Origin of the sequence: Pseudoalteromonas distincta (assembly GCF_000814675.1) — a bacterium.
GTDB lineage: Bacteria > Pseudomonadota > Gammaproteobacteria > Enterobacterales > Alteromonadaceae > Pseudoalteromonas > Pseudoalteromonas distincta.
In genome coordinates this window covers 11,823-38,428 of record NZ_JWIG01000005.1, presented here as the reverse complement: position 1 = coordinate 38,428, position 26,606 = coordinate 11,823, and the positions used below count along the sequence as shown (strand labels likewise).

Sequence of the window (26,606 nt, the reverse complement as noted above, 5' to 3'; positions counted from 1 at the left end):
TTATACTTTAACCTAACAATAAATCTGGAAAATAAATAGCGATAATACTGCATCCCGCATTTATTAAAATACATAACCACAACATCACTATAAAACGTCGCTTTTGCGATTTATGGCGAAGTAATTGTTGAGCAAGTAATGCCCCCGGCCATCCTCCAAATAATGCAAGTAGTTGCAGTGTGCGCTCTGGCGTACGATTTACTTTTTTATGTGAAGAGCGCTTAGCTTGTCGCTTATCCCACGCGTACATTAAAAAAGTGATAGCACTTAATACACTTATATAACCAGGTACATATATTGGTATATAAACAGGTAAGTATTGCAGTAGGTAAGCCAGCCAAATGGCGGCTAAATAAAGTAATGAGAATGTGATTAATATTTTCTTTATCAATTAATTATCGCCTATACTTGGCATTGGTATTACAAAAACAAGAGCCAAATTATGACATATTTTAAAGCGATATTCTTAGTCTTATGCTTATCAACATTTAATAGCTATGCATCCGATACATTCACCAACCTTGATAAAGAACTTGCCGTATTTAAGCCCTATTTAGGAACTTGGCAGGCTGACTTTAAAGTACCTGAAGGTGCTAAAAAAATACAAGATGTTGGCCGTTGGGAGCGTGCTTTAAACGGTAAAGCGATACATACCAAGCACTCTATTAATGAAGGTGAGTATGGCGGCGAGTCGATGATTTTTTACGACAGTAAAAAAGAGTCTTTGGTATTTTACTATTTCACAACCGCAGGATTTTATACAAAAGGCACTATGAAAGTGCTCAGCCCCACTCAATTTGTAGCCTATGAAGACGTAACTGGTAGCCAAGATGGTATTACAAAGGTTAAATCGATGAGTGAACTAAAAGACGATAAATTTATTGTATCGACCTCTTATTTAAAAAAAGGTGAGTGGACAAAACCCGAACAACGTATTTATACACGCAGTACAAAAACGGTTAAATTTAAATAGCTGTGATTTAAAAGCACAAAAGGCAGCCTAGGCTGCCTTTTGTCATTTATAAAATCGTATTTATTTTACGTATTTTTTAAATGGCGCGTCTACTGGTGTATCAGCAAGGTGATTAGTGTAGTTGCTCATTACTTTTTGAGACAAGCCTACAATAATTTCAAGTAGCTGTTGCTTAGCGTAACCTGCGGCAAAGAATTTTTCGATTTGCTCATCGCTGATCACGCCACGTTCACGTGTCATTGCAAGTGTAGTTTCACGAAGAGTTTCTAGCTTAGGGTTTTCAAGTGGTGTTTTGTTAACAAGTGCGTCAACAATACCTTGATCAACCTTCATTGCCGCTGCAATGCCACTGTGAGCAGGAACACAGTAATGACAGTCGTGCTCTACGTTAATTGATTGCCATACTACTGTTAGCTCTTCTGCGTTGAATGATGTTTTTTGAAACAACTCATGCAATACTTGGTAACCTTTAAGTAATGTTGGTGCTTCAGCCATTACTGCATGTAAGTTAGGAAGCATACCAAATGCTGCTACTGAATCAGCTAGTAACGGTTTTGCTTCTTCTGGTGCGTTTTCTTGAGTGTATAAAGTAAATTCGGCCATGGTTAGCTCCTAATAATTAATAGTTTTAAGTAACTTCGAGACACATAATATTTGATTTTGAGCGACTGTTCAAGTTAAAATTGAGCAAATGTTCAAATTGATTGAGAATGATATGGCTAATAAGGTTAAATTTGAACGCGATAATGTAGTTCGCGTTGCAAGCCAGCTATTTTGGCAAAAAGGTTTTCATGCAACCTCAACGCGTGACTTACAAGAAGCAGTTAATATGCGCCCGGGTAGTATTTACTCTGCGTTTGGCTCTAAAGAAGGTCTATATTGCGAATCGCTGAAAGATTACACAGTACAAATGAAAACCCAAATAGAGGGGTTTTTATCAAGTGCAGATACAGTACTTGGTGGGTTACGTGCATTTGTTGAAAACGTGGTAATTAAAACAAAAGATTGCAGCCCAAGCGCTATTTGTATGCTGGTTAAAGCAAACAGTGAATTTGCAGAAAAAGACTCAAACCTATACGAGTTAAGCTTAGATTTAACAGCTCAATTTGAAGCTTATTTAACGCAGTTGTTTACACAAGCAATAAACAAAGGTGAGTTAAGTAATACGTTGACCGCTGTTGAATATGCGCGCTTTTTTCAGGTGCAATTTACAGGTTTACGCGGTTATTTTAATCGTCCTAATGTAGAGCAATTTGCTGAGCCAATGATCAACCAAATGTTTATGTTGATTAAAAAGTTATAAATAGCAGTTATCGCGCATTCTCAACAAGTTATACTTATTTTACTAAATAAAAATGGCCAGTATTAACTGGCCATTTTTTTGTGCTTAAAACTTAATTTATAAGTTACGTTTTAAGCTTATTTAGCTCATTATCTTGCTGGGCAACAAGTGCATTAAGCGCTTCGCTGCTATCCCCTGCTTGTGTAGATAAGTCAGCAAGTTGCGATGCGGCATCAGATATAAGCGTTAAATTACGGTTTATTTCTTCAGTCACTAAGCTTTGCTCTTCGGCAGCGGTGGCAATATGTGTAATTTGGTTGGTTATTTCATCAACTTTAACAACAACACTGTGCAGAGCATCAAAAGCTACTGATGTTTCATCAACGGCATTTTGTGCACGTACAACGCCTTTTTCAATAACGGTCGATGCGTTACCTACTTCAGATAATAAACTATCAATTAGCTGGCTTATGTCATCTGTTGATGAACGCGTTTTAGAAGCAAGTGCACGTACTTCATCGGCAACAACGGCAAAGCCGCGCCCATGTTCACCAGCGCGCGCAGCTTCAATAGCAGCGTTAAGTGCAAGTAAATTTGTTTGTTCTGAAATAGTACGAATTACATCTAATATTTGCGTAATGTCTTTACTACGCGAAGCAACTTTTTCAACGGCTTGGTTAGCTTCTTTAATTTCTTCAGACATCGTTTTAACTTGCGTCATCGCAGATGATAAGCTCGACTCACTGCTCACTACCAAGCTATTTATTTCATCGGCTTGTTGGGCTGATTGCTCTGATGCTCTGGCTACTTCGAGTGCTGTTGCGCTCATTTCGTTCATAGCCGTTACCACACTTTCAATTTCTTGAAATTGAGATTGCACATTATGCTTAGTATCAATAGCTATGTGTTGTGCTATTTCGCCTTGCTGCTTGGTTTGATCTGACACCGTTTTAAGCTCAGAAATTAAATCACGTAGCTTTGCTAAAAATCGATTAAACCCACCAGCTAATGCAATAAGCTCTGCGTGACTATCAACATGCAATGTATGTGTTAAATCACCTTCAGAACTTGCGAGATTATCAACCCGTTGTTGAATTTGTTGTAGCGGCGCTATTACACCTGCTATTACTAATTTCATAATAACAAAAGCAACCACAGCAATTACTAAGCCTGTTATTAAAATAATAAATCTGAGTGATGTTGCTGTCTCTTGCATGTTTTTTTCTAGCGCTTCAGGCCCTGCAAGTGCTAGATCTGTAGGTACTTCTATGATTAATGACCACTGAGTGTTAGCTAGTTTTATATTAATTGGGTAGTTTACTAAGTATTCACTATTTGTTTTAAAAATACCGCTTTGCCCTTTAGACTTTTCAATATCATTAAATATATTAGCACTCACAGCCTCTTTAATTGGGCGTCCTAATTTAGATTTATAATGACTGCTACCTACTACTAAACCTAAATCACTTAATATAGTTACTTTAGCTTGGCCATTGTAAAGCTGCTTAGAAAGCTGTTCAGTCATTACTTGGAAGGTAGGTAGAGTTAAATCAACGCCAGCTAAACCAATAAACTGATCTGACTTTAAAATAGGCACAGTTAACGAAGTTAGCATTACTGAGTCGCCCGATGGGATTTCGTATAAGTACGGTTCCATAATACAAGGCTTAAGCGTGTCTTTTGCACATAAGTACCAATGCGCTTCGCGAATACCAAATTCGTTTAAAGAGGTTATATATTTATCGGCAGCATTAGCTACTTTTTGCTGCTCAATAGCCCCACTTGGATCACGTGTTATATAAACTTCTAACGTACCATCACCATCAACAGAGTGTTTATAGCCCTTGTTAAAGCTCGAATCTTGCCCGTCAAACGCGTTTGGTTCAAACTGAGAGTAGATAGATGAGAGTAATGTGTTTTGTTCTAAAATAGAGCGATTTATACTTACTACCGTATCGCGGCTAAGGGTTTCGCTTTTTGCGGTATCACCTAATAAAGCGGCTAAAGAGTATGGTACTCGATAAGCTTCGTTAATAAAGCCCGCTATTTTTTCACCATATATTGCGGCATTCGCATTTAACTTCTCTTCTACTTCAGCAACAATATAATTTTCAGACTTGCTTGCAAGCTCTTCATTACTTGCAGATAACTGCCACCATAAAATGCCCGAAAGCACCAATACGGTAATAAATATACTTCCGACAGTAAGCCACAGTAATTTTTTTGCTAGCGATATTTCTCGCATTCATCACACCCTTTAAATTAAAACTACTGATACAGTTTAGTAGATCTAATCAATGAAGCTATGAATATCGTTAAACAAATTGAATTTAATACAATACGTTGAGTTTTTTAAAGTTTAGCTAACCGTGCTGTTGTAATTGCGGCTAAAACTAATAAACACACACTTACCCATAAACACGCACTAAGCCCATATACTTGAAAAACCCAACCAGAAAGCATCGTACCAAGCAAACGCCCTATCGCATTGGCCATATAATAAAAGCCAACGTCGAGTGACACTCCATCGTTTTTAGCAAAACTTACTATTAAGTAACTGTGCAGCGATGAATTTACAGCAAATACTCCACCAAAAATAAGTAAGCCTATAACAAGCGTAAAATGTACCGCTATATCCAATTGCATCAACAACGCTAAAATGCCAGTTACGCCACTCAATAAAGCAACCCACCAGTATGCTTTTTTGACCGAATGTGAAGTTGAATCACCTTGCCCAGTTATTCGCGGTGCTTGCGATTGCACCAGCCCATAAGCAATTACCCACGAAGCCATAAAACCGCTGACCCACCAATGATCCCAGTTAAACTGAGCGGCTAAGTAAACAGGTAGTGCAACTACAAACCATACATCGCGCGCCGCAAACAAGCATAAACGCGCTGCACTAAGTAAGTTAATTGCCCGCGATTTAGAAAATAATTCTTTAAACTTAGGTTTGTTTTTAGCTTTACCAATATCGCCTTTTAAAAAAATTAAACTAATAACCCACGCAACACTAAGTAAAATAATTAGACTTATTAATGCTCCCATAAAACCAAATACAGTTAGTAATAAGCCGCCTAAAAAAAAGCCCACCCCTTTTAAAGCATTTTTAGAGCCCGTAAGTATGGCAATCCATTTATATAATTGGCTTTGCCCTGCATCGTCTTGTGGTACTAAATACTTAATGGCGCTCTTTGCACTCATTTTATTTAAGTCTTTTGCTATGCCACTCAGTGCTTGCGCTGCCATAACATAGGCAACGGTTAGCCAATCCCCTGGCACGCAAAGCATGGCTAAAGCGACAAGTTGTAGCCCAAGCCCTACATTCATGGTTTTGTTTAACCCTAAATGCGCGCCAAGCCAACCACCTACTAAATTGGTGATCACCCCAAATATTTCATAAAACAAAAACAACATGGCTATCGCAAATGCGCCATAACCCAACTGATGAAAATACAGCACCACCAACATGCGTAGCGCACCATCAGTTAAAGTAAATGCCCAATAGTTACCAGTAATTATTAAATATTGTTTTATAGAGCTCGGTAAGTTAGCTAACTGCGCAAACATAGCGTTAAACCTTTTTAAACGAGATTAAACCAAATCACTTTGTGCAACTTTAAGCATTAGCTCAGCAGTACGGTTTGCATAACCCCACTCGTTATCGTACCAAGCGTATAGTTTAAGTTGAGTGTTGTTAATTACCATGGTTGAAAGCGCATCAATAATGCAGCTGCGCGGATCTGTTTTGTAATCTATAGATACAAGCGGTCTTTCTTCGTAGCCTAAAATACCTTGTAACTCGTTATTTGCAGCGTCTTTAAACCACGTGTTTACTTCGTCTTGTGTAACACCTCGCTCGAGCTCAAAAACACAATCGGTAATTGATGCGTTAGTAAGAGGTACGCGCACGGCGTGGCCGTTTAATTTACCTTTAAGCTCAGGAAAAATATGCGTAATAGCAGTTGCACTACCGGTTGTAGTAGGAATTAAACTTGTACCGCACGAACGCGCACGGCGTAAATCTTTATGAGGGGCATCAATAATTGTTTGGGTATTAGTAATGTCGTGAATAGTAGTCATTGAGCCGTGTTTAATGCCCACTTTTTCTTGCAGTACTTTTACTATTGGCGCTAAACAGTTAGTAGTACAAGAGGCGGCTGTAACAATTTTATGCTCACTTGGGTTATAAAGATCATCGTTTACACCCATTACTACATTTAAAATACCGTCTTCTTTTACAGGTGCGGTTACCACAACACGCTTAACACCTTGTGCTAAATATTGATTTAACAGCTCAGTGGTTTTCATTTTACCGCTGGCTTCTATTACTACATCGCAATCTGACCAATCAGTTTCGTTTATGGTTTTGTTGTTGGTAACTGCAATCGTATGCTTACCCACACTAAAGCTATTATCATCACTAGAAACCTGTTGTGCTAAGCGCCCGTGTACTGAGTCAAACTCAATTAAATGTGCGTGGGTTTTAGCATCGCCCGCTACATCATTTACTTTAATAAACTCTATTTCTGGCCAATCAACTGCTGCACGCAGAGTTAAACGTCCCATACGGCCAAAACCGTTAATACCTACTTTAATAGTCATAATTAAATACCTTTAATAAGTTAGTTACAGCAGCTAGTAATACGTTCAGGGCGATTACCCATAACATTTAAGCGCGTTAAATCGTTTTCATAAAATGAAGGGTTAGCAGTAAGCGTTTGCGTTAATACATTTTTAGCCCACTTTGGTAGGGCTTTATTAATACTGTAATAAACCCATTGATTTTGTTTACGGTCGCTCAACAATCCGCATTGTCTTAACTGCGCTAAATGTCGAGACACTTTAGGTTGGCTTAGCTCAAGTGCAGCAACCAGTTCGCATACACATAGCTCTTCTTGATGGCTAATGAGCAGCATTGCTTTTAAACGCGTATCGTCCGCTAGGCATTTATAAAATTGAAGTGGGTTGAATTGTTCCATATTGTCCTCGCAGTTTTATTGCACATACAATAAAACAAAAACAGAATATATGGAATAGTGAATATATGATTTTTTGTATATTTATTTAACGACTCATTTTTATTAAACTCCACGCACAAAAAAGCCCAGAGGCAAAACCACTGGGCTATTACAGTATTTGTTAACTTAGCAATTAATTAAATAACTGAAAGCTCTACTTCAATATTGCCACGTGTTGCGTTTGAATATGGACATACTTGGTGCGCTTTATCTACAAGCTCCTGCGCTGCAGCTTTATCCATATCACCTAGTGACACAGCAAGTTTTACTGCAATACCAAAACCGCCTTCAATAGCACCAATAGACACTTGTGAGTTAATATGTGTGTCGCTTGGTAAATCTATTTTTTCGCTACCTGCTACAAATTTAAGTGCGCCAATAAAGCACGCAGCATAACCTGCGGCAAACAATTGCTCTGGGTTAGTGCCTTGACCGTCGTCTCCGCCTAAGCCTTTAGGTGTTGATAGTTTTACATCTAAACGACCATCATCAGATTTAGCTACGCCTTCGCGGCCGCCAGTTGCAGTTGCTTTTGCAGTGTAAGCTACGTTTTGTAATACATTCATAATGAACTCCAAAGTTTAGTAATTTATTTAGTTTGTGTGCAAAATAATAGAACAAGTAATTAGAGATTGCAAATACTTTGCATGCAAATTAAAATACCATGTATCGAAATAAAGGATAACGTTATGCCGTTTGAGCAATTAAAGTTAAAAAATCAGTTATGCCACCGGTTATATATGGCATCTAACAGCATTGCGCGTGCGTATCGCGAGCCTTTAAACGAGCTAAATTTAACTTACCCGCAATACGTAGTAATGATGGCGCTGTGGGAGCAAGACGAAATAACAATTGCAGAGCTAATAGATAAAACCGCGATAGATGGCGGTGCAATGACTCAAATACTCAAAAAAATGAGCGACAAATCATTACTGGCTGTTATTAAAGATGAGCACGACAAACGCAAACGCCTAGTGCAGCTAACCCAGCATGGCCAATCACTTAAGTTAAAAGCAGCCGATATTCCTAAAAATATTTTATGTAAATTTGATAGTGTAGATGCAACACAAGCGAAACAGTTGATGCAGCTGCTCGATTTAGTAGTAAACGACTTAGCCGATTAGGCTCTTAATTTTTAAACAATAAACGTGTTTTAAAAGGTTTTAAAAATGACTCATATTAAAAAATTACTATTAGCTGCGGCGTGTAGCACGGCACTTTTAGGTAGCAACGCCGTATCTGCTAATACTGCTAACCAAAATGCTGATTTAAAAACAGTAGCCACTTTTGATGCGCAGCACCCACCGGGTAACATTGCTATTACCCCATCGGGCAGAAAGTTTTTATCTGTGCACGGTTTTTTTGGCCAAAAGCAAAAAATTATGGAGCTTTTAAGCGATGGTACAACTAAGCCCTACCCTAATGAAGAATGGGCATACGCGTACAATAACGGTAAAGGTTTTTACGATGTGCTTGGTATAAACGTATCAAGCGATGGCGTTTTATGGATGCTCGACACTTCAGGACCCGATCACGCTGGGCGCTTAGTAGGTTGGGATACAAACAAAGAGCAACTGCACAAAATTATTTATCTGGCTAAACCGACCATTACCGACACCTCGTTTTTAAACGATTTAGTCATCGATAATAAGCATGGCGTTGTATACATTGCCGACACAGCACAAGGCAGCCAAGCCGCTATTATTACGGTTAACCTTAAAACAGGTGTCGCACGCAGAGTGTTACAAAATAGCCATTACACCACTGCCGAAAATATCGATATGGTTATTGATGGGCGCACAATGAGCCTTGGCGGACAACCTGCCCGCTTAGGTGTTAACCCAATTACGCTTGACCCTAACGAAGACTGGCTTTACTTTGGCTCTATGTCGGGCACGTCGGTTTACCGCATTGCCACCAGCGATATAAATAACAAGAGCCTTTCGGCTAAAGCGCTTGAAGACAAAGTTACGCGTTACGGCACTAAGCCAATTTCAGATGGTATTATTGTTGATGGCGGCGGTAACGTATATGTAACCGACATAACCAATGGCGCAATTGGCGTAGTTAAACCCACTGGCGACTACGAAGTATTATTTAAAGACGAACGCTTAAGCTGGCCTGATGGTTTTAGTTACGGAGCCGATCATAAAATATACTTTACCGTTGACGATTTACATAATTCGCCTGTACTTAATAATGGCAAAAATCAAAGCCACGGTAAGTTTAAAGTAATGTCGTTCGAGCCTTTAGTAAAAGGAAAAGTAGGCCGCTAATTTACTTTTTAAGTGACTACATTTTTTAAAAAGCCTTGCACATTTAAGTGACCCAATAGTTGCAGGGCTTTTTGTTAAAAACACACCACACTGGTGCATATTTTAAAAATACTTCACCTCTTTGGTGCTAATTCTTTAGTACATATTTACACTTAAATACTAAACATCTGATTTCTATTCATAAAATATTCAAGTTAATGTTGGCATACTTCTTCCTATAAACTGATGTGTTCAGTGAAAATACCAAGGAAAAACCATGTTCAACTTATACCACACCCTTTACCTTTTATGGCGTTTAGACATTAGCGTTTGGCAAGTTAATGATCCAACAAATACCCATACCACCGCTGACAAAGAGCGCGTCTATGTTAAGTAACATCGTATTGTGTAAAGGCTTGGCATAAAGCTTAAATGTAAAAACCTACTTTAGGCTAAGCTTTTGCACACTATGAAATTTATGTGTACATTTTAATTAAACTTCAAATTAATCGTTCAATATAAAAACAACCCCCTTGTAATAAACTCCACATTTAAAAACATCGAAAAAATTAGTAAAAACACTGCGTTTATAACTTTGCAAGCAGCCCTAATGCGTTGTATTGTTGCATCCTATTGAAAATTTTTAGTTGGAACGTGTATGCACGCTTTGGAAGTTAATTTTGATGGCTTAGTTGGCCCTACTCACAACTACGCTGGTTTATCGTATGGTAATGTTGCCTCGTTAAATAACGCAGCAAGCTTTTCAAATCCTCAAGAAGCAGTGCTTCAAGGCCTTGAAAAAATGAAAGCCATGCACGACAAAGGCCTAACTCAAGGTGTATTTGCCCCTCATGCGCGCCCCGACTTAAACGTACTGCGCCGCTTAGGCTTTACCGGTAACGATGCACAAGTAATTCATAAAGCATTTAAAGCTGATCCTATTTTATTACGCGCGTGTTATTCAGCGTCAGCAATGTGGACAGCCAATGCCGCTACGGTATCGCCATCTCCTGATACAACCGACGGCAAAGTACATTTTACTTCAGCTAATTTAAATAATAAGTTTCATCGTTCATTAGAGCCTGCAACCACTACACGCTTATTAAAAGCGATGTTTAACAACGACAAATACTTTGCGCACCATACCCATTTGCCAGACCAAGGCTTTTTTGGCGACGAAGGTGCAGCAAACCATACTCGTTTTTGTGACAGCCACGGCGAGCAAGGCCTTGAAATGTTTGTATTTGGTGCCAGCGCGTTTAACAGCCAATTACCAAAACCAGCAAAATTTCCTGCAAGGCAAACACTAGAAGCCTCAGAAGCAATTTGCCGTTTACATAACTTAAAAGATTCAAGCCAAATTTTACTACAGCAAAATCCAGACGTAATAGACCAAGGCGTTTTTCATAACGATGTAATTGCAGTAGGTAACGCCAACGTATTACTGTGCCACCAGCAAGCATTTTTAAACCAAGCTTTGGCACTTCAAGATATTCGCGAAGCATATGTGGGCAATAAAGAATTTTACATTATTGAAGTACCTACCGATAAAGTAAGCATTACCGACGCTGTAAGTAGCTACTTATTTAATAGCCAGTTAGTGAGCCTTGAAGATGGTTCAATGCTGTTAGTTGCACCACAAGAATGTAAACGCAACGTCGCGGTTAACGCCTACATTGAAGAAATGATTATGGCTGATAACCCAGTAAATCAAGTACAGTTTTTTGATTTACGCCAAAGTATGCAAAATGGCGGCGGCCCAGCTTGCTTGCGTTTACGTGTAGCCCTTAACGAGCAAGAACTTGCTGCAGTAAACCCAGAGGTTATTTTAACTGATACTAAATACACACAACTGTGTGACTGGGCAAAACGTAACTACCGCGACAAATTAGGCGCAAGTGACTTTGCAGACTCAGCCCTATTGACTGAAAGCTACCAAGCACTTGATGAGCTCACACAACTACTTAATTTAGGCTCCGTGTACGACTTTCAATTAGAAGGTTAATACCTCAGTTAACACAAAGGCTAATACTACGGCTAATATAAAAATAGCGAGCCAAGGCTCGCTATTTTTATTTGTGTTTATGTTTATGTTAATACATATTTAGGTATCTTTGTTAACAATTACTGCCGATGCCATAGACTCAGATATATGCAGTGTACGCTGCGGAAACGGAATACTCAGCCCTGCGCCTTCAATAGCTTCTTTAACACGTTTATTTAAATCCCACACAGTTTGCCAATAATCACCATTAACAGCCCACGCACGTAATTGAATGTTCACTGCGCTTTCGCCTATTGATGTCACCATTACTTTAGGTGCAGGCTCTGCGAGTAATCGGCTCTCTGATGCGGCTAATTCTTTAAGTACATTTAAGCCAACGTCAATAGAGTCGGCATACGAAATCCCCACCACTATGTCCATTCGTCTTTTGCCATTACGGGTAAAGTTTTTAATATTACCACCCCACACTTTGCCGTTAGGCGATGCAATGTAAAGACCGTCGGTGGTTTTAAAAATAGTGGTAAATAGGTTTATTTCACTCACAGTACCAAGCGTGCCACTGGCATCAACAAAATCGCCTATTTTAAAAGGTCTGAGTATTAGCAGCATAATACCCGCAGCAATATTGCTCAGCGTATTTTTAAGGGCTAAACCAATCGCTAAACCAGCAGCACCCATTAGCGCAATTAAACTGGCCGTATTAACGCCAAAAATATCTAAAATAAATAGCCCGCCAATTATATAAACTAAATAACCAGCAATACTCGATAAAAGAGGAAGCAGCGTACTATCCACTTTTTTTAATGGCGATTTCGAGTTTTTAATCGCTTTTTTAATCGAGCGTGCAATTAGGGCACTCGCAATTAAAATCACCAACGCTAAAATCACTTTGTAACCTAAAGTGATGATTGTTTCTGAATGGCTTTGCCAAAACGCTAAAAGTTTATCTTTCATGTTTGTTCCGATAAATGTGGCTGAAACTCAGCAAAATAATGGTTAAATCTAATAAAACCGACTTCAAAAGAAGTGGCGCGAGTATATAGTAAAAAACGATTAAATCGATGAAATTAAAAACGTTTTAAAACAGCATGTTAAAAGTTATAACTTCTCATATTTTTAATTCAATTTAGGTTAAGGGTTAAATACATACACTTAACAAATCGAATAAGAGGAAACAACCATGAACTTTAAATCAACAATATTAAGTAGCGCTATTATTTTTGCCTTAGCAGGCTGCGGCTCATCAAATGACGATGCTGAAACAACCCCACAAACAAGTGATAAAGCAACTTTTAGTTTAGGTATTTCCGACGCTCCAGTCACTGGTTTAAAACAAGTTAACGTTGTATTTGATTCAATAACAATTAAAGCCCAAGAAGGTGAAGAAGTTAGCTTTGAAACTCGCTCTAAAAACGATTCCACCTTAGCGCAAATGGTCAATTTACTAGACTATACGGGCGACGATATTTTTCAATTACTTGACGATCAAGAAGTACCTGCAGGTGATTATTCGTGGATCCGCGCGCAAGTAATAAACGGCGACACAAACAACCTTAGCTTAACATCTCACGTAGTTTATGAAGACGGCAGCATTGCACCGCTTATCGTAAAAAGAAAAGGTAATGATGGCGTGGGTGAAATACAGCTAGATGGCTTTACACTCAATCAAACCGACAACGAGTTTGTATTAGAGTTTGATTTAAAAAAATCGTTGGTTGATCCACAAAATAATAACGAAGTCTTTTTAAAACCTCGCGGTGTGCGTTTACAAAACCTTTCTGAATCACAAGATATTGAAGGCACTGTAAGCCAAACACTTATAAACAATTGCGAGACTGACAACATTGGTCTTGCCGCTGATGATTCATCATTTGGCCATGCTGTTTACCTTTACTCTGCGCAAGCACAAACCCCAACAGATATTCATGAAATAGATGACCAAACGCCTGATAACGCTCCGTTAGCTACTGCCAATGTTGTATTTGATGCAGACGATAATGAATACGAATTTGAACTCGCATTCATAACACCAGGCGACTATCAACTTGCTTATACGTGTAGCGCACACATAGACGATGCAGAGCAAATAGATGCTGATTTTAATATTTATCAACTAAAACAAATTAGCCTAACGCAAGCTGACGATTTATCAGTCAATTTTGACATAGCGCAATAACTGCATGGCGCACATTGAGCTGCGCCTTTATTCATTTGTTAATAAGGAAAAAACCATGGCAAAAGAGAAAATAGTACTCATAACCGGCGCTTCTAGTGGCATTGGTGAAGCAACGGCAAAAACCTTAGTAAACAACGGTCATAAAGTTATATTAACCGCCCGTAGAGAAGAGCAACTCAACCAACTTGTTGCCGAGCTAGGCTCAGATAACGCACTGAGCGTAGCCGCAGATGCAACCGACTTTACCGCACTTGAAAACGTAGTTACCAAAGGCATTGAAAAGTTTGGCCGGTTAGATGTAGCCTTTGCTAACGCGGGCATGGGCGTTTCAACCGCTGGCACCGAAAAAGGCGACCCAGATGAGTGGTCAACTATGATTGACATAAACATTAAAGCCCTACTGTGGACTGCAAAATTAACACTGCCGCATTTACGCCAAAACAAAGGTCACTTTATATTAACCAGCTCTGCCGCTGGCCGTAAGCCAATTGGTGGCTCTATTTACGGTGCCACTAAATGGTTTGCTTATGGCTTTGGACAAAACTTAGCTGAGGAAATAAGCGAATGGAATGGCCGCTGCACAACCATAGCACCAGGCATGGTAAACACCCCATTTTTTGATGAAGCTAAACCCGACAAACTCGACCCACAAGATGTAGCCGGCGCCGTACTGTTTGCTATTGAAGCAAACCAGCGCAACAGCGTACGCGAGATTTATTTAATGCCAACTAATTAAATGTAGCTTGGTCGATTTTGGCTATCAGGTTTAATGCTAATGGCGTTAAACCTGATGGTTGCTTGCGTTAAATATAGGTAGATGTTCGCAAGTAAAATAGGGCGAAAGTAATGGGTGTTTAAAGGCTTTGTTATACATCAGAACTAAAGCCCACGTTGCCACCGTTTTGGATAGATACCTTTAAATACGATATTAATAAGTTCTTGTCGGTCGATATATCCTTTCTTGCACTTAATGCCATAGTAAAAGCAGGCAAATAAAGCGCAAAATGTGTATAGCGATAAACAGAGAATTAAGAAGCATAATGTGAACACTACCAATACAGTATCACCATCGTAGCTACGGATTGGTATATCTGACTCGACACCAAAACTTGAAGTAACGACAAAGAACAGGGGAGGATGCAGTTGCAATCCCAAATAAGCAACCAACGCCGCCAACTTTAGCAGACTGCGACTAAAAGTAAGATTTTAACTTTCTTTGACTATTAATTGCTCGAATTAGCACAACACTTTTCCTAGGATATATAACGAGGCTGTAGGGTAACTCAAACAGCCAAAATTAATTAAAAAACGACCTTCTGTAATTAACTCTAAGCGTTTTTAAAGCATTACAAAATTTAGGTTGGGTGTCACTGTAATTCACGCAGGAGCAAAACCAACTGTTTTTTGTCCTGATTGAATCGTCTTGTTATATTTTCAGTTCACAACAACGGGTACGTTTATAGATATACCACAGCCATCTCCGTAGCTAAGAATTAAGCTATGCTTTTCAATAGCATCGGCTTTTACGAGAAACCACACTTTAGCCTCACCTTCGTCTTCAAATATTTTTAGTGCGGAATAAAAAACTGGGTTATTTTTATTACCTATAATGATCCCGGCTAAATTAAATGATTGCCCGTCAATTTCTTGAGGAATTGAAACTGAAATACTATATGTGCTTTCATTTAACACACTATTTATTTTAAATTTACTTGCATAGGCAGCATCCCATTTTGCATTTTGTTCTTCAGTTTCAATACAACTTGTTGCATTGGCAAAGAATGTAAAGAAATATAATGCTAATAGAATTCGCATACTCAACCTGCTTTGAAAATATAACGCTTACATAAGCGGAAAATTAAAGTTGGCTATAATGTTTGAGGAACGAAAAACAGCCAACTGTGATTTTTTCGTTTAATGTTCTTGTTATAAACCCTAGCGACAAATTAAAGATTTATTACAGTCCATATTATTAAAAGTGTACAGATGGCAGTCAATAGTGGCCAAGGCCTTGGCTCAACCATATTAGAATTTGCTTTGTACTTTGAATTTTTATAAATGCTGTAAACTAACAAAATTGAAGAGGTTAAAATTACCAATAATAACTTGTAGCTATCTGATATCCAGTTTAATCCTGCACTTGAAATACCTAAATAAAAAGCATTAATTAATAACCCTGCAATAAAAATTAATACCCCAATAAAAAAATACTTTTCTTTGTGAGCATTAACAGGTGTGCCACATAAAGGGCAAACATAGTTTCTATGTCTTCCTTTAGGAGTAAGATCTCTTGCGACTATAGAACTTTGACATTTCTTACATTTTAATTGAGACATAACTCTGACTTAGACTGGGTTTATAACGCCGTTGTAACCGGCTAAAAATAGTTGGCTATAATTTGTGAGGCACGAACAAAGCCAATTGTTTTTGTCCGCACTTTTAATTTGCCTTGTTAACTGACTTTAGATTCTTACATTTTATTTAAATGGTTTTTTACCGTAACTTGACCTGTGCTTATAAAATAAATAAAAATGAACGATGAACATAAATATGAAATAAAGTACACCGAATAGTAACCCTTTATCTACACCTTCCGCCCAACCGAGTAATCCTCCAGAGAATAAAGCAACACCCAAGTGAGCAAGTAACATTTCAAAGTGTATTCTCAAAAATGCTAACAATTTATTACTCCCAACTGATTATATGCTCAATGCTTAAGAGCCAGTTAACAATTTAGTCTACGACATTAGTAGTTCTACAAACCCAAAAATGTCCCTATATTACAGTGATTTTATCCTAGCTATAAAATAAACAACTGTAAACAGTTAGTTAGCTTCGCCTTACCTTTTCTAAATGTAGCAAAACCCCAAAATGGTGGAGGTCAGTAATATCAGGCAAATTGCTGTTTAGTTGCACAGGTTGATTATTAGTTAAGTGGTTATATTTAAATACCTGTGTTTAAACCAATAACGCATTCCCCCTTAAACTTCTAACTCGTTATTACTTATAAAATTAGTTAAAAATCACAATCTACCCCTATTGAATCCTCTGTATTTTTACTTCATATTAAATACTCTTATTTCTCACTTATTATGCTGTTATGTCATTTTTAAAATTTAGCCAAGCACTTATTTTTACCCTTGCGAGTACCCTGTCGCTTACAAGCCATGCGGCGCTTGATAAAAACGAGCGTGAAATAGTAAAACAGGTCGATAACAACATTCCCCAAGCACTTAAAGAAATAGAGCAAGCCGTAAATATTAATAGCGGTTCGCTTAATATTGAAGGTGTAAAAAAAGTAGGCGCACTGACAAGTGAACAGCTTAAAGCCATTGGTTTTAAAGTAGAATGGCTGGATGGCAGTGCGTTTAACCGCGCAGGACATGTACTGGCAACCCATGAGAGTAAAAACCCCGATGCAATAAAAATACTGATGATCGGCCATCTAGATACGGTATTTGCCAAAAACGATAACTTTACTACCTACAAACAACTTGATGCCGATACAGCCAGTGGCCCAGGCGTTGCCGATATGAAAGGCGGTAACACGATAATAATTACCGCACTTAAAAGCTTACAAGCCCTTAATTTACTCGAAAATGTAAGCATAAAAGTATTGCTGACTGGCGATGAAGAAAGCAGCGGTCGCCCGCTTAGCTTATCTAAACAAGCTATTGTTGATGCAGCAATTTGGGCTGACGTAGCGCTTGGCTATGAAAATGGCGATAACAATATAAAAACAGCTATGGCGGCGCGCCGTGGTTATACCGGCTGGACGCTAAATGTTACGGCAAATGCAGCGCATTCGTCACAAATATTTAGCGACAGCGTTGGTTATGGCGCTATTTACGAGGCTTCTCGTATTTTAAATGACTTTAGAGAGCAACTAGCTACACAACCTAATTTAACCTTTAACCCTGGGCTTATTGTAGGCGGTACAAATGCCGATTACGACAATGCCAACTCGTCAGCCACGGCGTTTGGTAAAAGTAACGTAATTGCGCAAACCGTGCATGTAGCGGGTGATTTACGGGCGCTTTCGCCAAAGCAGGTAGAAAGCGCTAAAAGGGTAATGCTACAAATTGTGGCTAAAAACTTAGATGGCAGTAAAGCAGAGCTTATTTTTGAAGACGGCTACCCACCAATGGGGCTCACCGAGGGTAATAAAAAGCTGCTTGCACTGTATAGCCAAGCAAGCCAAGACTTAGGCTATAACAAAGTGGTGGCTGCAAACCCACGTAATGCCGGGGCGGCTGATATTTCGTTTGCTGCAAACCATGTTGATATGGCACTTGATGGCCTTGGCCTAATGGGTAGTGGCGCGCATACTAAAAACGAAGCCGCCGATTTAACCAGCCTAAATAAAAACACCGCTAAAACAGCGCTGCTTATATACAGATTGGGGCAGCTATAAGCTCTTTGATTATTTAATAGGCTCTAACCGCTTGCCCGCTACTTGCAATGCAAACTTACGTAGCGTTTTAAGCTGCGGGCTTTCGGTTTGCCAATAGTGCCAGTACAAAGGCGTATCAATATAATATTCTGGGAATAAATCGACTAACTCTCCTTTTATCAGCGAGTCTCCTAGCTGTAAGGTAGGTAATAGCCCATAACCTAGGCCTGCAATCATGGCTTGTTTAAATCCCTCTGACGAAGGGTAAATATGGGTAAACAGTGGGGCTGAGCCATTAATATCTTCTAAAAACTGGTGTTGTAGCTTGTCATACTCACTAAATACCAAGCACGGTAAATGCGCTAATTGCGAAAGCTCAGTAAGCTTATGTTGTTTTATAAAATCGGGGCTTGCAATGGCTTTGTAGCGTATGGCGCCAAGCGGGCTTACCAGCCCGCCATTAACGGGCTCGGGGGATGAGCTAATACACACCATAACCTCGCCGTCTTTCATTCTTTTATGGGCAATGGATTGATCTTCACTAATGACCTCAAAGCGTAATTTGCACGCAAGCTCTGTATCTAATACGGCGAGTGCTTCGGGCAGCCAGGTGGCAAGCGAATCCGCATTAGCAGCAAGCTTTACGCTAAGCGGGGTGTTTAAATCTGTGTGCTCGTTAAGTGCCTCTACATTAAGGGCTACTTCTAGCTGCAATACTTGCTGTAAATGGTTAAGTAAACGTTTACCAAGTGCCGTGGGCGTTGGCGGCTGGGTTCTTATTAATACGGGCTCGCCTAGTTTGGCCTCAAGCTGATGAATACGCCTGCTCACCGCCGATTGGGTAATAAATAATTTTTTTGAGGCTTTTTCAAATCCGCCTTCACTTATAACGGCACTAAGCGCATTGAGTAACTGGTAATCAATCATGAGTTTTACGCATATAACAATAAATATATTCATTGGATTTGTAACAGAATACTCCCTACCCTGCAAGGCATTGAATTGCAGGTTTTATTTATTTGGATTTAAAGTATGTCGTTTTTGTCGGGTGTGATGCTGGGGCTGAGTTTAATTATTGCCATTGGGGCGCAAAATATTTGGATTTTAAGCCAATGTATGGCGGGCGCTAACCGTTTTGTTTTAGCCGCGGTTTGTATAATTTGTGACGCCACTTTAATTATTGTAGGGGTATTTGCAGCTAATGAGTTAAAGCTATGGCTGCCAGGGTTATTACCGTGGTTAACGTGGGGCGGTATTGCTATGTTACTTTACTTAGCATTTGGCTCTGCGCGCAGTGCAATTAAAGGCACATCGGGGTTAAAAGTAACTCAGGTAATAAAAGTGAGCTGGTGGAAAACGGCCCTTGCGGCCTTTGCAATAAGTTTACTAAATCCACATGTTTATTTAGATACCGTGTTACTGCTTGGCAGTATTGGCGCACTTCAGCCTGCGCCTATGCATTTTGCTATTGGCGCTTGCGTGGCCTCTGTTATTTGGTTTAGTGGCTTGGTGTTATTTGCGCCAAAATTAAAAAAGGTTTTAAGCTCCCCATTTCGATGGCGTATATTTGATAGCTGCATTGCGGTTATTTTATGTTTTGTGGCCTTTCAGTTGTATAGCGTTACATAATAAAAAAAGGGAGCAAGCGCTCCCTTAGCGTCAACACATTGTAAAATTAAACATTACAATACATTGCACAACACACATTTTAAGTAATCTATTAAAAGTTAATCATTAATGATGCTTTAATAGTTCGTCCAAGTAATGGTCTAGCTACACCGGTGTAGTCGCCATTTGAAAAACGTAGTCCCTCAGTTACAGAACTACCTTCTGTAAACGAATCGGCATTATTTAAGTTATTAACGTGAAGTTGAAACTCCATATCCTCAGTGAATGAATACAACATACCTGCATTTAATTGCGTGTAACCTGGGTAAATAGTTACGTTGGTATTACCATCGTCTGAAAAACGCTCACTGTAGTGCATTACTTGGCCATATACAGTGACCGGTAATTCTGAGAACGTGTATGACGGACGCACGTTAATCAACCACTGAGATTGACGGCGTGGTCGTCTGTCTGCACCTGATGACACATCGTAGCGGCGTGTATCGTTTATGCCATCACCATCTGTATCTGTTTCTATAATCGCAGAGCGAATTGCTGAGTCTTGTCCTTGCTTGGGATCTTGCCAAACAATACTACCCTGTAGCGATAATCCATCTAACCACTCTGGGCGGTATTTGCCTTCAAATTCAATTCCGTGAGTTTTTAAGCTGGTGCGATAGCTATCGCGTATTTTTGCACAATCATCCGGTGCAGGTACTGCGCTACAAGACACCCCATTTGCACCTGTATCACTTAAGTCATCAAGCGTTGCGGCTAAGGTTTCTTTAGCTGCAAAATCAATGTAAAAACCACTAAAGTTAAATTCATAGTTTTTCTCTGAAAAACGGATGCCACCTTCATACTGCTTAATGTTTTCGACCAAATCTCCGCGAGCAATATCACCGGTAGACGGGTTAGTTGCTGGGCCGCCAAAAATATAATCTTCAAAACCCGGTAATCTAAAAGTGTCAGCGTAACTTAAATAAGTTGTTACGGTATCTGTTAAGCGATAGTTGGCACCAATAGTCCAACCAAAAGCGTCGTAGCTCTCTGAAGCAAATTGCGGTGTACCGTCGGGTACATTTACAAAATTATCAGCCAAGGTATCGTTGGTAGAGCCGACAACTACGTCACTTGGTGTAAAATCGTTTGAGCTATTACCTGGGTCGAATGAATTGGTTGTTACACGGTCTACTTCAAGTTCTTGATAACGCCCGCCAATATCAATTTGCAGCCTGTCATCAAGCATTGAAATGTGGTCTAGGAAGTAAAATGCATTGGTGCGCATAGTGGCATCTGCGCCTAAACCAAATAACGCGGGCTGATCAACACCGCCTTGTGAAATAGATGGGCCAACCTGCTGATCGTTCTCGTCCACAGCATACAAATCAACTAATCGAGAGCTTTCACTAATATTACTATAGGCACTTGCAAATACAGATTGAACTTCATATGTGTAATGGCTTGTGTATAAACCAAATGTTAGCTCGTGAGAGTGTTCTTCAAAGTCAAAAAAGCGGCTTAAGCGAAAATCACCTACATAGCTTGTGGCATCAACCATGCCGTAAACCGGAATGTTATGCGCTAAAATTGAGTCTGCGCGTTCTGCAGTGCTTAAATCGGTGCCTGTTACTGTATCTGAGTAAAATGCTTTAACGCCTGTTGCATTTGCGTAAGAGTCACCAATTACGCCGTCAAAGCTTTGAATGCGAGAAAACTGCTCTGCCTCTAAACGGCTGCGCTCTGTAGGCGGATCGTTAAATAAGGCATGAAACCCGTTACTACCACTTGTTGCACGCAATGCGGTGTCTAAGCGCCATTGATTAGCAAAATCTTTTGATATTTCGAATGTATAGATATTAAATTTGGGTTCAATACCATCGCTAATATCTAGCTTTAATTGGCTACCATCAGCGTTGTAAAGCTCATAAAAACTAGTTTGATGCGATAAAACAGTTCCATCACTAAAATCAACACCGAGGTTGTTTACACTACTTGGATCAACTTCAAAAGGGTTTTCTGGTGTGCCTGGCGCACGATCTGCTGTAATTGAATACGGTATATTTTGATAAAAATTGGTTTTATCGTTAATAACGTGAGCTTGTAGTTTTACCTCTGTGGTGCCATCGTCACTAATGTAAAGTAAATTACCTCTAAATTGGCCACCACTATTACCTGTGTAACCCGGGTCACGAATACCATCAGCAACACGATAAAAACCACCTAGCGCGTACGTTAAGTTATCGTTAATTGGACCTGCAACAAAAAAATCGTTACGCACATGCCCCCAGTCACCCACTTCTATTTTGTATGCACCTTCAAAGTCTTGAGTACCAGTACGAGTAATATAGTTTACAGCTGCGCCAAGTGCATTAGAGTAAAGTACGCCGCCAGGGCCGCCTTTAACAGCCTCAACAGTTGTGGTCATCAAATCGGGTTTAATAAAAACATCGTTATTCATAAACGGCGCTTCGGGCTCTTCGTATACTGGCAAACCATCAATGAGATTTGGTACATAACGATAGCCACCAGCTTGTGGTAAGCCTCTTACAAGTACGTTGTTATGGCTTTCACCTGCGGTTCCACCTTCAGGAAAAAAACCAGGAATATTCCCTAGTAAGTCAGCTGCGCCGTGAGGTGCTAAAACTTTCATTTCCTCTTCTGAAATAGTATTTATAGAAAATGTAGCTTTCATTTTTTGCATATTGCGCGTAACACCGGTGACTATTACGCGCTCTATATCTTGCACCTCAGATTTTTCTGCTTGCTGTGCTTCCTGAGCAGCTTCTTGAGCAAACAGATGACCGCTAGGTGCTGCAAAAACAGCTGCTATGGAAATAGCTATAACGTTTTTATTAAACATAGTTGTGTTCCTGTTGATGTCAGTTGTCTATCGTTAGACATTATCGTTACTGCAAACCTTATGTCAACAATTTATTTACTTTAAAAAAACAAATTAAACATAAAGTTTGCTGGGGTTAATTAGTTTATTCTAACTATTTGGTGTACTTGGTTATTTTTAAATTTTCTAGCGACTCTTTTTTGCTGCTTTGATCGATATGCAGCTGCGAGAATGCTTGTTTAGGGAAAACTAATGCGGTAATACAATGTGCCCCGTTGTTAAAAAACAGCTCTATTGAGCACTCGTCTACAAATATTTCTAATTGCAAGTTAGTGCACTCATGTTTGCTAAGCGGCATTTTTATTACAGAGTCAAAGCCTTTATCTGTAAAACCTGCTTTCGTTCTGTCGGCGGTTACACTTTGTGTATCGGCATCTATTTCGAGTCTGAATTGTTCATTACAATCATTTTTCCAAACTAAGGCTATATTCCCTTGAGTTAGTGAAATATCGCACTCTAAGCTATAAGCTTCTGGCACACTAATAGGCTGCTCTTTACTTAAGCAATATTGCAAGCGGACTGTATCTTGAGGTAGTTTTACTGCGCTTGGCGTTAATAAGTAATAGCTTTGCTCCGCTTTTTTTAAGTACATAGTGCGGAGTAGAGTCATGGCTCCTCGCCAGGTATTATCAGGAGTATTATTTGCGTATTGCCAATTGCTCATCCATGCAATGTAGGTACGCGAATGTTTAATATTGGGTGTGTTATCCCATGTAATACCCGCATAACAGTCGGTGCCGTAATCTAACCAGCGTATTTGTTCATCTTGAGATACAAATTTTTCGCCGTCAAAATCACCAATAAAATATTGCGTTGCTGAGCCACCATTTGGGCCACCTGGGTTAATACTAATAATTAATACCCAGCGCTCAGTATCAGTATCGCTGCAAATAAGAGGGAATAAATCAGGACATTCCCACACCCCACCATGGGCACCTATTTTGTGTCCAAATTCAGATAGTTTATGCCATGTTTTTAAATCATTCGATTTGTAAATGTGTATGCACTGGCCTGCCACTACCGTTTTAATCCAAAACTGCCCTTTTTCGTACCAGGTTACTTTAGGGTCTCTAAAATCTTTTAAGCCTGGGTTAGGAATAACTGGGTTTTGATCATAAACAGTAAAGCTTTTACCCTCATCGAGTGAGTACGCAATACTTTGCACTTGCGTTTCGTCTTTAGATTGCTGTGTAAAAGTAGCAACAATAGGGGTTTCACCATTTTTAGCAAAACCCGATGTATTATTTTTATCAACAATTGCACCGCCCGAAAATATATAACCTAAGCCTTCTGGTTCCGCGTAAAGTGCGATTGGTTGATGCTGCCAATTAATAAGATCGTCCGAGGTTGCGTGCCCCCAATGCATATTTCCCCATACAACATCATCTGGGTTTAGCTGAAAAAACAGATGATAAGTACCATTAAGAAAAAACAACCCATTAGGATCGTTTATCCAGTGGTTCGGTTTATAAAAGTGATATTGAGGTGTCCAGCTTCGCTGCTCAATTAAGTCGTTTTGTTTTGTAGAAGATTGCATAGGCACCACTTAATAAATGTAAATTAAATCTTGTAAAAATGTCTATCGTTGGTCATTATAATGGCTAATTTTAAATTATTGTCAACTTATTGTTCGTAATGTGTGAAAATCCATTACCTTCTAAATAAAGAGAGTATTGAACAATATGTCATCAATTAAAGATGTAGCAGCTAAAGCTAACGTATCAGTAAAAACCGTTTCTAGAGTACTAGGCGGGTTTGAGGGCGTGAGTGATAAAACCAAAAACAAAGTTGAAGCCGCGATGAAAGCGCTTGAGTTTTATCCCTCGGCAGCGGCGCAGTCTTTACGCGGGCAAGAGAAAGGCATTGTGTGCCTTATTACCGAACACCTGACCACCACGCCTGACTCTTTCGATATTATTGCGGGCATTCAACATGAGTGTGAAAAACATTCCAAGCTATTAATGATTGGGGAGTCTGGTGGTAACGAACAAAGCTTTTCTCGGCTGGTGGATGATTTTAGGCGCCAACGCGCCGAGGCCATTATTTACGCGACGGTTTATCACCGAGAAGTGAATATTAAACAATCATTTAATAAGTGCCCTTTAATACTTGTTAACTGCTTTGAATCTCAGCTTAAGCACCCAACTATTTTGCCCGATGATTACAAAGGGGCCTATAAATTAACTGAAGAGTTATTAAATTTAGGGCACACAAAAATAGCGTATTTAACACTTTTTGAAGATATGCCCGCTACACCACTTAGAACGCTAGGGTTTAAAGACGCTCACGAAGCAAAAGGCATAAGTGTTGAAGAAGAGTTGATAAAAATAGGTGTTTGCACAGACCCAGAAGATGAGTTTGCACAGTTACCCGATGTATTACGCGACATTATGTCGAGGCACGAGCGCCCTACAGCCATATGCTGTGGTAACGATAAAATGGCTATGCGCGTATTTATGCTTATACGTCAAATGGGTTACAAAATCCCTCAAACCATTTCTATTGTTGGTTACGATAACTACAAATTAATCGCCGAAAACCTACTACCTAAATTATCAACAGTGAGTCTTCCTTACTTTCGTATGGGCCAACTAGCTGCACAAATCGCAATAAATAAAGAATTACAATCACACACTAAAACACATGAAATTAGCGGAGAACTACTTCTTAGGGGGTCACACAGCTCCGCGTAGATATTAAGGCACTGACAAATGACTGAACACTTATCTAAACGCAATTATTGGTTATTAAGCGGCTGTATTTTAAGCTTTTTTTTAACATGGTCTTTCTGCTTTTCGATTTATCCTATATGGCTTAACCAGGCAATAGGCTTAAATGGTACTCAAACAGGTATCGTATTTAGTATAAATGCTATTGCAGCACTGTTTGTAATGCCTTGTTATGGTTTTATTCAAGATAAGTTAGGTTTAAAAAAGAACCTGTTATGGTTTGTTGGTGTGATGTTGCTACTAAGCGGTCCATTTTTTATTTATGTTTATACCCCGTTACTTATTAGTTCTTTGTATGTTGGGGCCTTTGCTGGTGGTTTATTTTGCTCGGTCGCATTTTTTGCAGGCGTTGGGGCCGTTGAAACCTACATAGAACGAGTTGGCCGCAATACTGGGTTTGAATTTGGTAAAGCACGTATGTGGGGCTCGGTTGGGTGGGCTATTGCAACCTTTTTTACTGGCCAAATTTTTAATATATCACCCACCTTAAATTTTGTTTTAGCAAGTGTAAGTGCTTTAGTTTTTTTAGTGTGTTTATGGTTTGTTAAAGCAAGTGATGAGTCTAAGGAAGTAAACCTAAGCGCCAGCGCATTAAAAATTACTGACGCAATTGCGCTATTCAAAGATGCTAAATTTTGGGCGTTTACAACTTTTGTTATTGGCGTTTCGTGTATATATGGCGTCTACGATCAGCAGTTCCCTGTTTACTTTGCAGCGCAGTTTCCTACTAGAGAAGAGGGAAATGCTATGTATGGTTACTTAAACTCTTTTCAAGTATTTTTAGAAGCGGGTGGAATGTTTTTAGCCCCTTTTTTAGTCAATAAAATTGGCGCAAAAAACGGCTTAATTGTAAGCGGTGTTGTTATGGCACTAAGAATAATCGGCTCTGGCTATGCAACTGATCCATTATCAATCTCTGCAATGAAACTATTACATGCAGTTGAGCTGCCTATTATGCTAATTGCTATTTTTAAATATATATCTGCCACATTTGATGCAAGGCTTTCTGCCACTATTTATATTGTTGGTTTTCAGTTTATGGGGCAGGTTGCGGCAAGCGGTTTATCTGTATTTACTGGTATTTTGTACGATGCGATAGGCTTTGCTGAGGCATATAAGCTTATTGGTATTGTAGTTGCATTCTTTGTAGTTGTATCGGCATTTGTTTTAACTTCAGATAAAAATTCGAACCAAGTTAACAGCAAAGAGAAACTCAATCCCCAAGGAAGTCTTTAGAATTTATTTATGAGATATATTGCTAA

At 39.3% G+C, this 26,606-nt stretch carries 24 protein-coding genes; 11 read left to right on the top strand and 13 right to left on the bottom strand.

The window, feature by feature from the left end:
• Nucleotides 1-7 precede the first annotated feature (7 nt).
• Nucleotides 8-391 carry a DUF1294 domain-containing protein gene (locus QT16_RS04600; RefSeq protein WP_039486583.1) on the bottom strand — a complete coding sequence of 128 codons (384 nt, stop codon included), beginning with the start codon at nt 389-391 and terminating at the stop codon, nt 8-10.
• 51 nt (nt 392-442) lie between these two features.
• On the opposite strand from QT16_RS04600, the gene QT16_RS04595 reads away from it, so the two are divergent.
• A complete protein-coding gene (locus QT16_RS04595; RefSeq protein ID WP_039486581.1) occupies nt 443-973 on the top strand; it encodes a hypothetical protein in 531 nt (176 codons plus the stop codon).
• A gap of 60 nt (nt 974-1,033) precedes the next feature.
• Here the strand turns inward: QT16_RS04595 and QT16_RS04590 are convergent, their stop codons facing one another.
• The gene (locus QT16_RS04590; RefSeq protein WP_004334524.1) at nt 1,034-1,576 is read right to left on the bottom strand and encodes a carboxymuconolactone decarboxylase family protein; all 543 of its coding nucleotides are present in this window, start codon (nt 1,574-1,576) and stop codon (nt 1,034-1,036) included.
• 112 nt (nt 1,577-1,688) lie between these two features.
• On the opposite strand from QT16_RS04590, the gene QT16_RS04585 reads away from it, so the two are divergent.
• A complete protein-coding gene (locus QT16_RS04585; protein ID WP_010553549.1) occupies nt 1,689-2,276 on the top strand; it encodes a TetR/AcrR family transcriptional regulator in 588 nt (195 codons plus the stop codon).
• A 103-nt stretch (nt 2,277-2,379) separates the two neighbouring features.
• Here the strand turns inward: QT16_RS04585 and QT16_RS04580 are convergent, their stop codons facing one another.
• From QT16_RS04580 to QT16_RS04560, 5 genes are all read right to left on the bottom strand, one after another.
• A complete protein-coding gene (locus QT16_RS04580) occupies nt 2,380-4,500 on the bottom strand; it encodes a methyl-accepting chemotaxis protein (RefSeq protein ID WP_039486574.1) in 2,121 nt (706 codons plus the stop codon).
• A 107-nt stretch (nt 4,501-4,607) separates the two neighbouring features.
• Nucleotides 4,608-5,825 carry an organoarsenical effux MFS transporter ArsJ gene (arsJ, locus tag QT16_RS04575; RefSeq protein ID WP_039486572.1) on the bottom strand — a complete coding sequence of 406 codons (1,218 nt, stop codon included), beginning with the start codon at nt 5,823-5,825 and terminating at the stop codon, nt 4,608-4,610.
• A 24-nt stretch (nt 5,826-5,849) separates the two neighbouring features.
• Nucleotides 5,850-6,860 (bottom strand): ArsJ-associated glyceraldehyde-3-phosphate dehydrogenase, encoded by a 1,011-nt coding sequence (locus tag QT16_RS04570; protein WP_039486570.1) that lies wholly within the window; start codon nt 6,858-6,860, stop codon nt 5,850-5,852.
• Between the two features lie 20 nt (nt 6,861-6,880).
• The gene (locus QT16_RS04565) at nt 6,881-7,237 is read right to left on the bottom strand and encodes a metalloregulator ArsR/SmtB family transcription factor (RefSeq protein ID WP_039486566.1); all 357 of its coding nucleotides are present in this window, start codon (nt 7,235-7,237) and stop codon (nt 6,881-6,883) included.
• A gap of 176 nt (nt 7,238-7,413) precedes the next feature.
• Nucleotides 7,414-7,842 carry an organic hydroperoxide resistance protein gene (locus QT16_RS04560; RefSeq protein WP_039486563.1) on the bottom strand — a complete coding sequence of 143 codons (429 nt, stop codon included), beginning with the start codon at nt 7,840-7,842 and terminating at the stop codon, nt 7,414-7,416.
• 123 nt (nt 7,843-7,965) lie between these two features.
• Between QT16_RS04560 and QT16_RS04555 the strand changes: the two genes are divergently transcribed.
• The 3 genes from QT16_RS04555 (at nt 7,966) to astB (ending at nt 11,536) form a co-directional block, all read left to right on the top strand.
• Nucleotides 7,966-8,400 (top strand): MarR family winged helix-turn-helix transcriptional regulator, encoded by a 435-nt coding sequence (locus QT16_RS04555; RefSeq protein ID WP_039486559.1) that lies wholly within the window; start codon nt 7,966-7,968, stop codon nt 8,398-8,400.
• Nucleotides 8,401-8,445: 45 nt separating this feature from the next.
• The gene (locus QT16_RS04550) at nt 8,446-9,552 is read left to right on the top strand and encodes an L-dopachrome tautomerase-related protein (RefSeq protein WP_039486557.1); all 1,107 of its coding nucleotides are present in this window, start codon (nt 8,446-8,448) and stop codon (nt 9,550-9,552) included.
• 637 nt (nt 9,553-10,189) lie between these two features.
• Complete coding sequence (gene astB / locus QT16_RS04545) at nt 10,190-11,536, top strand: N-succinylarginine dihydrolase (protein WP_039486553.1); 1,347 nt, start codon at nt 10,190-10,192, stop codon at nt 11,534-11,536.
• A 99-nt stretch (nt 11,537-11,635) separates the two neighbouring features.
• Here astB and QT16_RS04540 read toward each other — a convergent pair whose 3' ends face one another.
• A complete protein-coding gene (locus QT16_RS04540) occupies nt 11,636-12,490 on the bottom strand; it encodes a mechanosensitive ion channel family protein (RefSeq protein ID WP_039486550.1) in 855 nt (284 codons plus the stop codon).
• Between the two features lie 226 nt (nt 12,491-12,716).
• On the opposite strand from QT16_RS04540, the gene QT16_RS04535 reads away from it, so the two are divergent.
• The gene (locus QT16_RS04535; protein WP_039486547.1) at nt 12,717-13,712 is read left to right on the top strand and encodes a DUF4382 domain-containing protein; all 996 of its coding nucleotides are present in this window, start codon (nt 12,717-12,719) and stop codon (nt 13,710-13,712) included.
• A gap of 55 nt (nt 13,713-13,767) precedes the next feature.
• Nucleotides 13,768-14,448 (top strand): SDR family oxidoreductase, encoded by a 681-nt coding sequence (locus QT16_RS04530; protein ID WP_039486679.1) that lies wholly within the window; start codon nt 13,768-13,770, stop codon nt 14,446-14,448.
• Nucleotides 14,449-15,146: 698 nt separating this feature from the next.
• Here the strand turns inward: QT16_RS04530 and QT16_RS04525 are convergent.
• Together QT16_RS04525 and QT16_RS20425 are read right to left on the bottom strand one after the other, a co-directional pair.
• Entirely contained in the window at nt 15,147-15,527 is a 381-nt protein-coding gene (locus QT16_RS04525; RefSeq protein WP_039486545.1) for a hypothetical protein, read from the bottom strand.
• Nucleotides 15,528-15,658: 131 nt separating this feature from the next.
• Nucleotides 15,659-16,048, bottom strand: coding sequence for a hypothetical protein (locus QT16_RS20425; protein WP_052201258.1), 390 nt, complete (start codon nt 16,046-16,048; stop codon nt 15,659-15,661).
• 764 nt (nt 16,049-16,812) lie between these two features.
• Here QT16_RS20425 and QT16_RS04515 point away from each other — a divergent pair.
• Nucleotides 16,813-18,126, top strand: coding sequence for a M20/M25/M40 family metallo-hydrolase (locus QT16_RS04515; RefSeq protein WP_039486541.1), 1,314 nt, complete (start codon nt 16,813-16,815; stop codon nt 18,124-18,126).
• 9 nt (nt 18,127-18,135) lie between these two features.
• Here QT16_RS04515 and QT16_RS04510 read toward each other — a convergent pair whose 3' ends face one another.
• On the bottom strand, nt 18,136-19,032 hold the full coding sequence (locus tag QT16_RS04510; RefSeq protein WP_039486674.1) for a LysR family transcriptional regulator ArgP: 897 nt from the start codon (nt 19,030-19,032) through the stop codon (nt 18,136-18,138).
• A 105-nt stretch (nt 19,033-19,137) separates the two neighbouring features.
• Between QT16_RS04510 and QT16_RS04505 the strand changes: the two genes are divergently transcribed.
• Entirely contained in the window at nt 19,138-19,734 is a 597-nt protein-coding gene (locus QT16_RS04505) for a LysE/ArgO family amino acid transporter (protein ID WP_039486538.1), read from the top strand.
• A 91-nt stretch (nt 19,735-19,825) separates the two neighbouring features.
• On the opposite strand, the gene QT16_RS04500 is transcribed toward QT16_RS04505, so the two are convergent.
• Nucleotides 19,826-22,576 (bottom strand): TonB-dependent receptor domain-containing protein, encoded by a 2,751-nt coding sequence (locus QT16_RS04500; protein ID WP_082007385.1) that lies wholly within the window; start codon nt 22,574-22,576, stop codon nt 19,826-19,828.
• A 133-nt stretch (nt 22,577-22,709) separates the two neighbouring features.
• A complete protein-coding gene (locus QT16_RS04495; RefSeq protein WP_052201257.1) occupies nt 22,710-24,152 on the bottom strand; it encodes a glycoside hydrolase family 32 protein in 1,443 nt (480 codons plus the stop codon).
• A gap of 145 nt (nt 24,153-24,297) precedes the next feature.
• On the opposite strand from QT16_RS04495, the gene QT16_RS04490 reads away from it, so the two are divergent.
• Nucleotides 24,298-25,308, top strand: coding sequence for a LacI family DNA-binding transcriptional regulator (locus QT16_RS04490; protein ID WP_052201256.1), 1,011 nt, complete (start codon nt 24,298-24,300; stop codon nt 25,306-25,308).
• Nucleotides 25,309-25,326: 18 nt separating this feature from the next.
• Nucleotides 25,327-26,580, top strand: coding sequence for an MFS transporter (locus QT16_RS04485; protein ID WP_039486536.1), 1,254 nt, complete (start codon nt 25,327-25,329; stop codon nt 26,578-26,580).
• Nucleotides 26,581-26,606: the final 26 nt, after the last annotated feature.

Bases quoted from the DNA above. Each gene is read 5' to 3' on its own strand.
- QT16_RS04590 (WP_004334524.1), bottom strand. From the start codon at position 1,576: ATGGCCGAATTTACTTTATACACTCAAGAAAACGCACCAGAAGAAGCA.
- QT16_RS04515 (WP_039486541.1), top strand. From the start codon at position 16,813: ATGTCATTTTTAAAATTTAGCCAAGCACTTATTTTTACCCTTGCGAGT.
- QT16_RS04485 (WP_039486536.1), top strand. From the start codon at position 25,327: ATGACTGAACACTTATCTAAACGCAATTATTGGTTATTAAGCGGCTGT.
- QT16_RS04525 (WP_039486545.1), bottom strand. From the start codon at position 15,527: ATGCGAATTCTATTAGCATTATATTTCTTTACATTCTTTGCCAATGCA.
- QT16_RS04550 (WP_039486557.1), top strand. From the start codon at position 8,446: ATGACTCATATTAAAAAATTACTATTAGCTGCGGCGTGTAGCACGGCA.
- QT16_RS04530 (WP_039486679.1), top strand. From the start codon at position 13,768: ATGGCAAAAGAGAAAATAGTACTCATAACCGGCGCTTCTAGTGGCATT.
- arsJ (WP_039486572.1), bottom strand. From the start codon at position 5,825: ATGTTTGCGCAGTTAGCTAACTTACCGAGCTCTATAAAACAATATTTA.
- QT16_RS04505 (WP_039486538.1), top strand. From the start codon at position 19,138: ATGTCGTTTTTGTCGGGTGTGATGCTGGGGCTGAGTTTAATTATTGCC.
- QT16_RS20425 (WP_052201258.1), bottom strand. From the start codon at position 16,048: ATGTCTCAATTAAAATGTAAGAAATGTCAAAGTTCTATAGTCGCAAGA.
- QT16_RS04560 (WP_039486563.1), bottom strand. From the start codon at position 7,842: ATGAATGTATTACAAAACGTAGCTTACACTGCAAAAGCAACTGCAACT.
- QT16_RS04565 (WP_039486566.1), bottom strand. From the start codon at position 7,237: ATGGAACAATTCAACCCACTTCAATTTTATAAATGCCTAGCGGACGAT.
- QT16_RS04540 (WP_039486550.1), bottom strand. From the start codon at position 12,490: ATGAAAGATAAACTTTTAGCGTTTTGGCAAAGCCATTCAGAAACAATC.
- QT16_RS04510 (WP_039486674.1), bottom strand. From the start codon at position 19,032: ATGATTGATTACCAGTTACTCAATGCGCTTAGTGCCGTTATAAGTGAA.
- QT16_RS04490 (WP_052201256.1), top strand. From the start codon at position 24,298: ATGTCATCAATTAAAGATGTAGCAGCTAAAGCTAACGTATCAGTAAAA.
- QT16_RS04500 (WP_082007385.1), bottom strand. From the start codon at position 22,576: ATGTTTAATAAAAACGTTATAGCTATTTCCATAGCAGCTGTTTTTGCA.
- QT16_RS04595 (WP_039486581.1), top strand. From the start codon at position 443: ATGACATATTTTAAAGCGATATTCTTAGTCTTATGCTTATCAACATTT.
- QT16_RS04585 (WP_010553549.1), top strand. From the start codon at position 1,689: ATGGCTAATAAGGTTAAATTTGAACGCGATAATGTAGTTCGCGTTGCA.
- QT16_RS04555 (WP_039486559.1), top strand. From the start codon at position 7,966: ATGCCGTTTGAGCAATTAAAGTTAAAAAATCAGTTATGCCACCGGTTA.
- QT16_RS04570 (WP_039486570.1), bottom strand. From the start codon at position 6,860: ATGACTATTAAAGTAGGTATTAACGGTTTTGGCCGTATGGGACGTTTA.
- astB (WP_039486553.1), top strand. From the start codon at position 10,190: ATGCACGCTTTGGAAGTTAATTTTGATGGCTTAGTTGGCCCTACTCAC.
- QT16_RS04580 (WP_039486574.1), bottom strand. From the start codon at position 4,500: ATGCGAGAAATATCGCTAGCAAAAAAATTACTGTGGCTTACTGTCGGA.
- QT16_RS04535 (WP_039486547.1), top strand. From the start codon at position 12,717: ATGAACTTTAAATCAACAATATTAAGTAGCGCTATTATTTTTGCCTTA.
- QT16_RS04495 (WP_052201257.1), bottom strand. From the start codon at position 24,152: ATGCAATCTTCTACAAAACAAAACGACTTAATTGAGCAGCGAAGCTGG.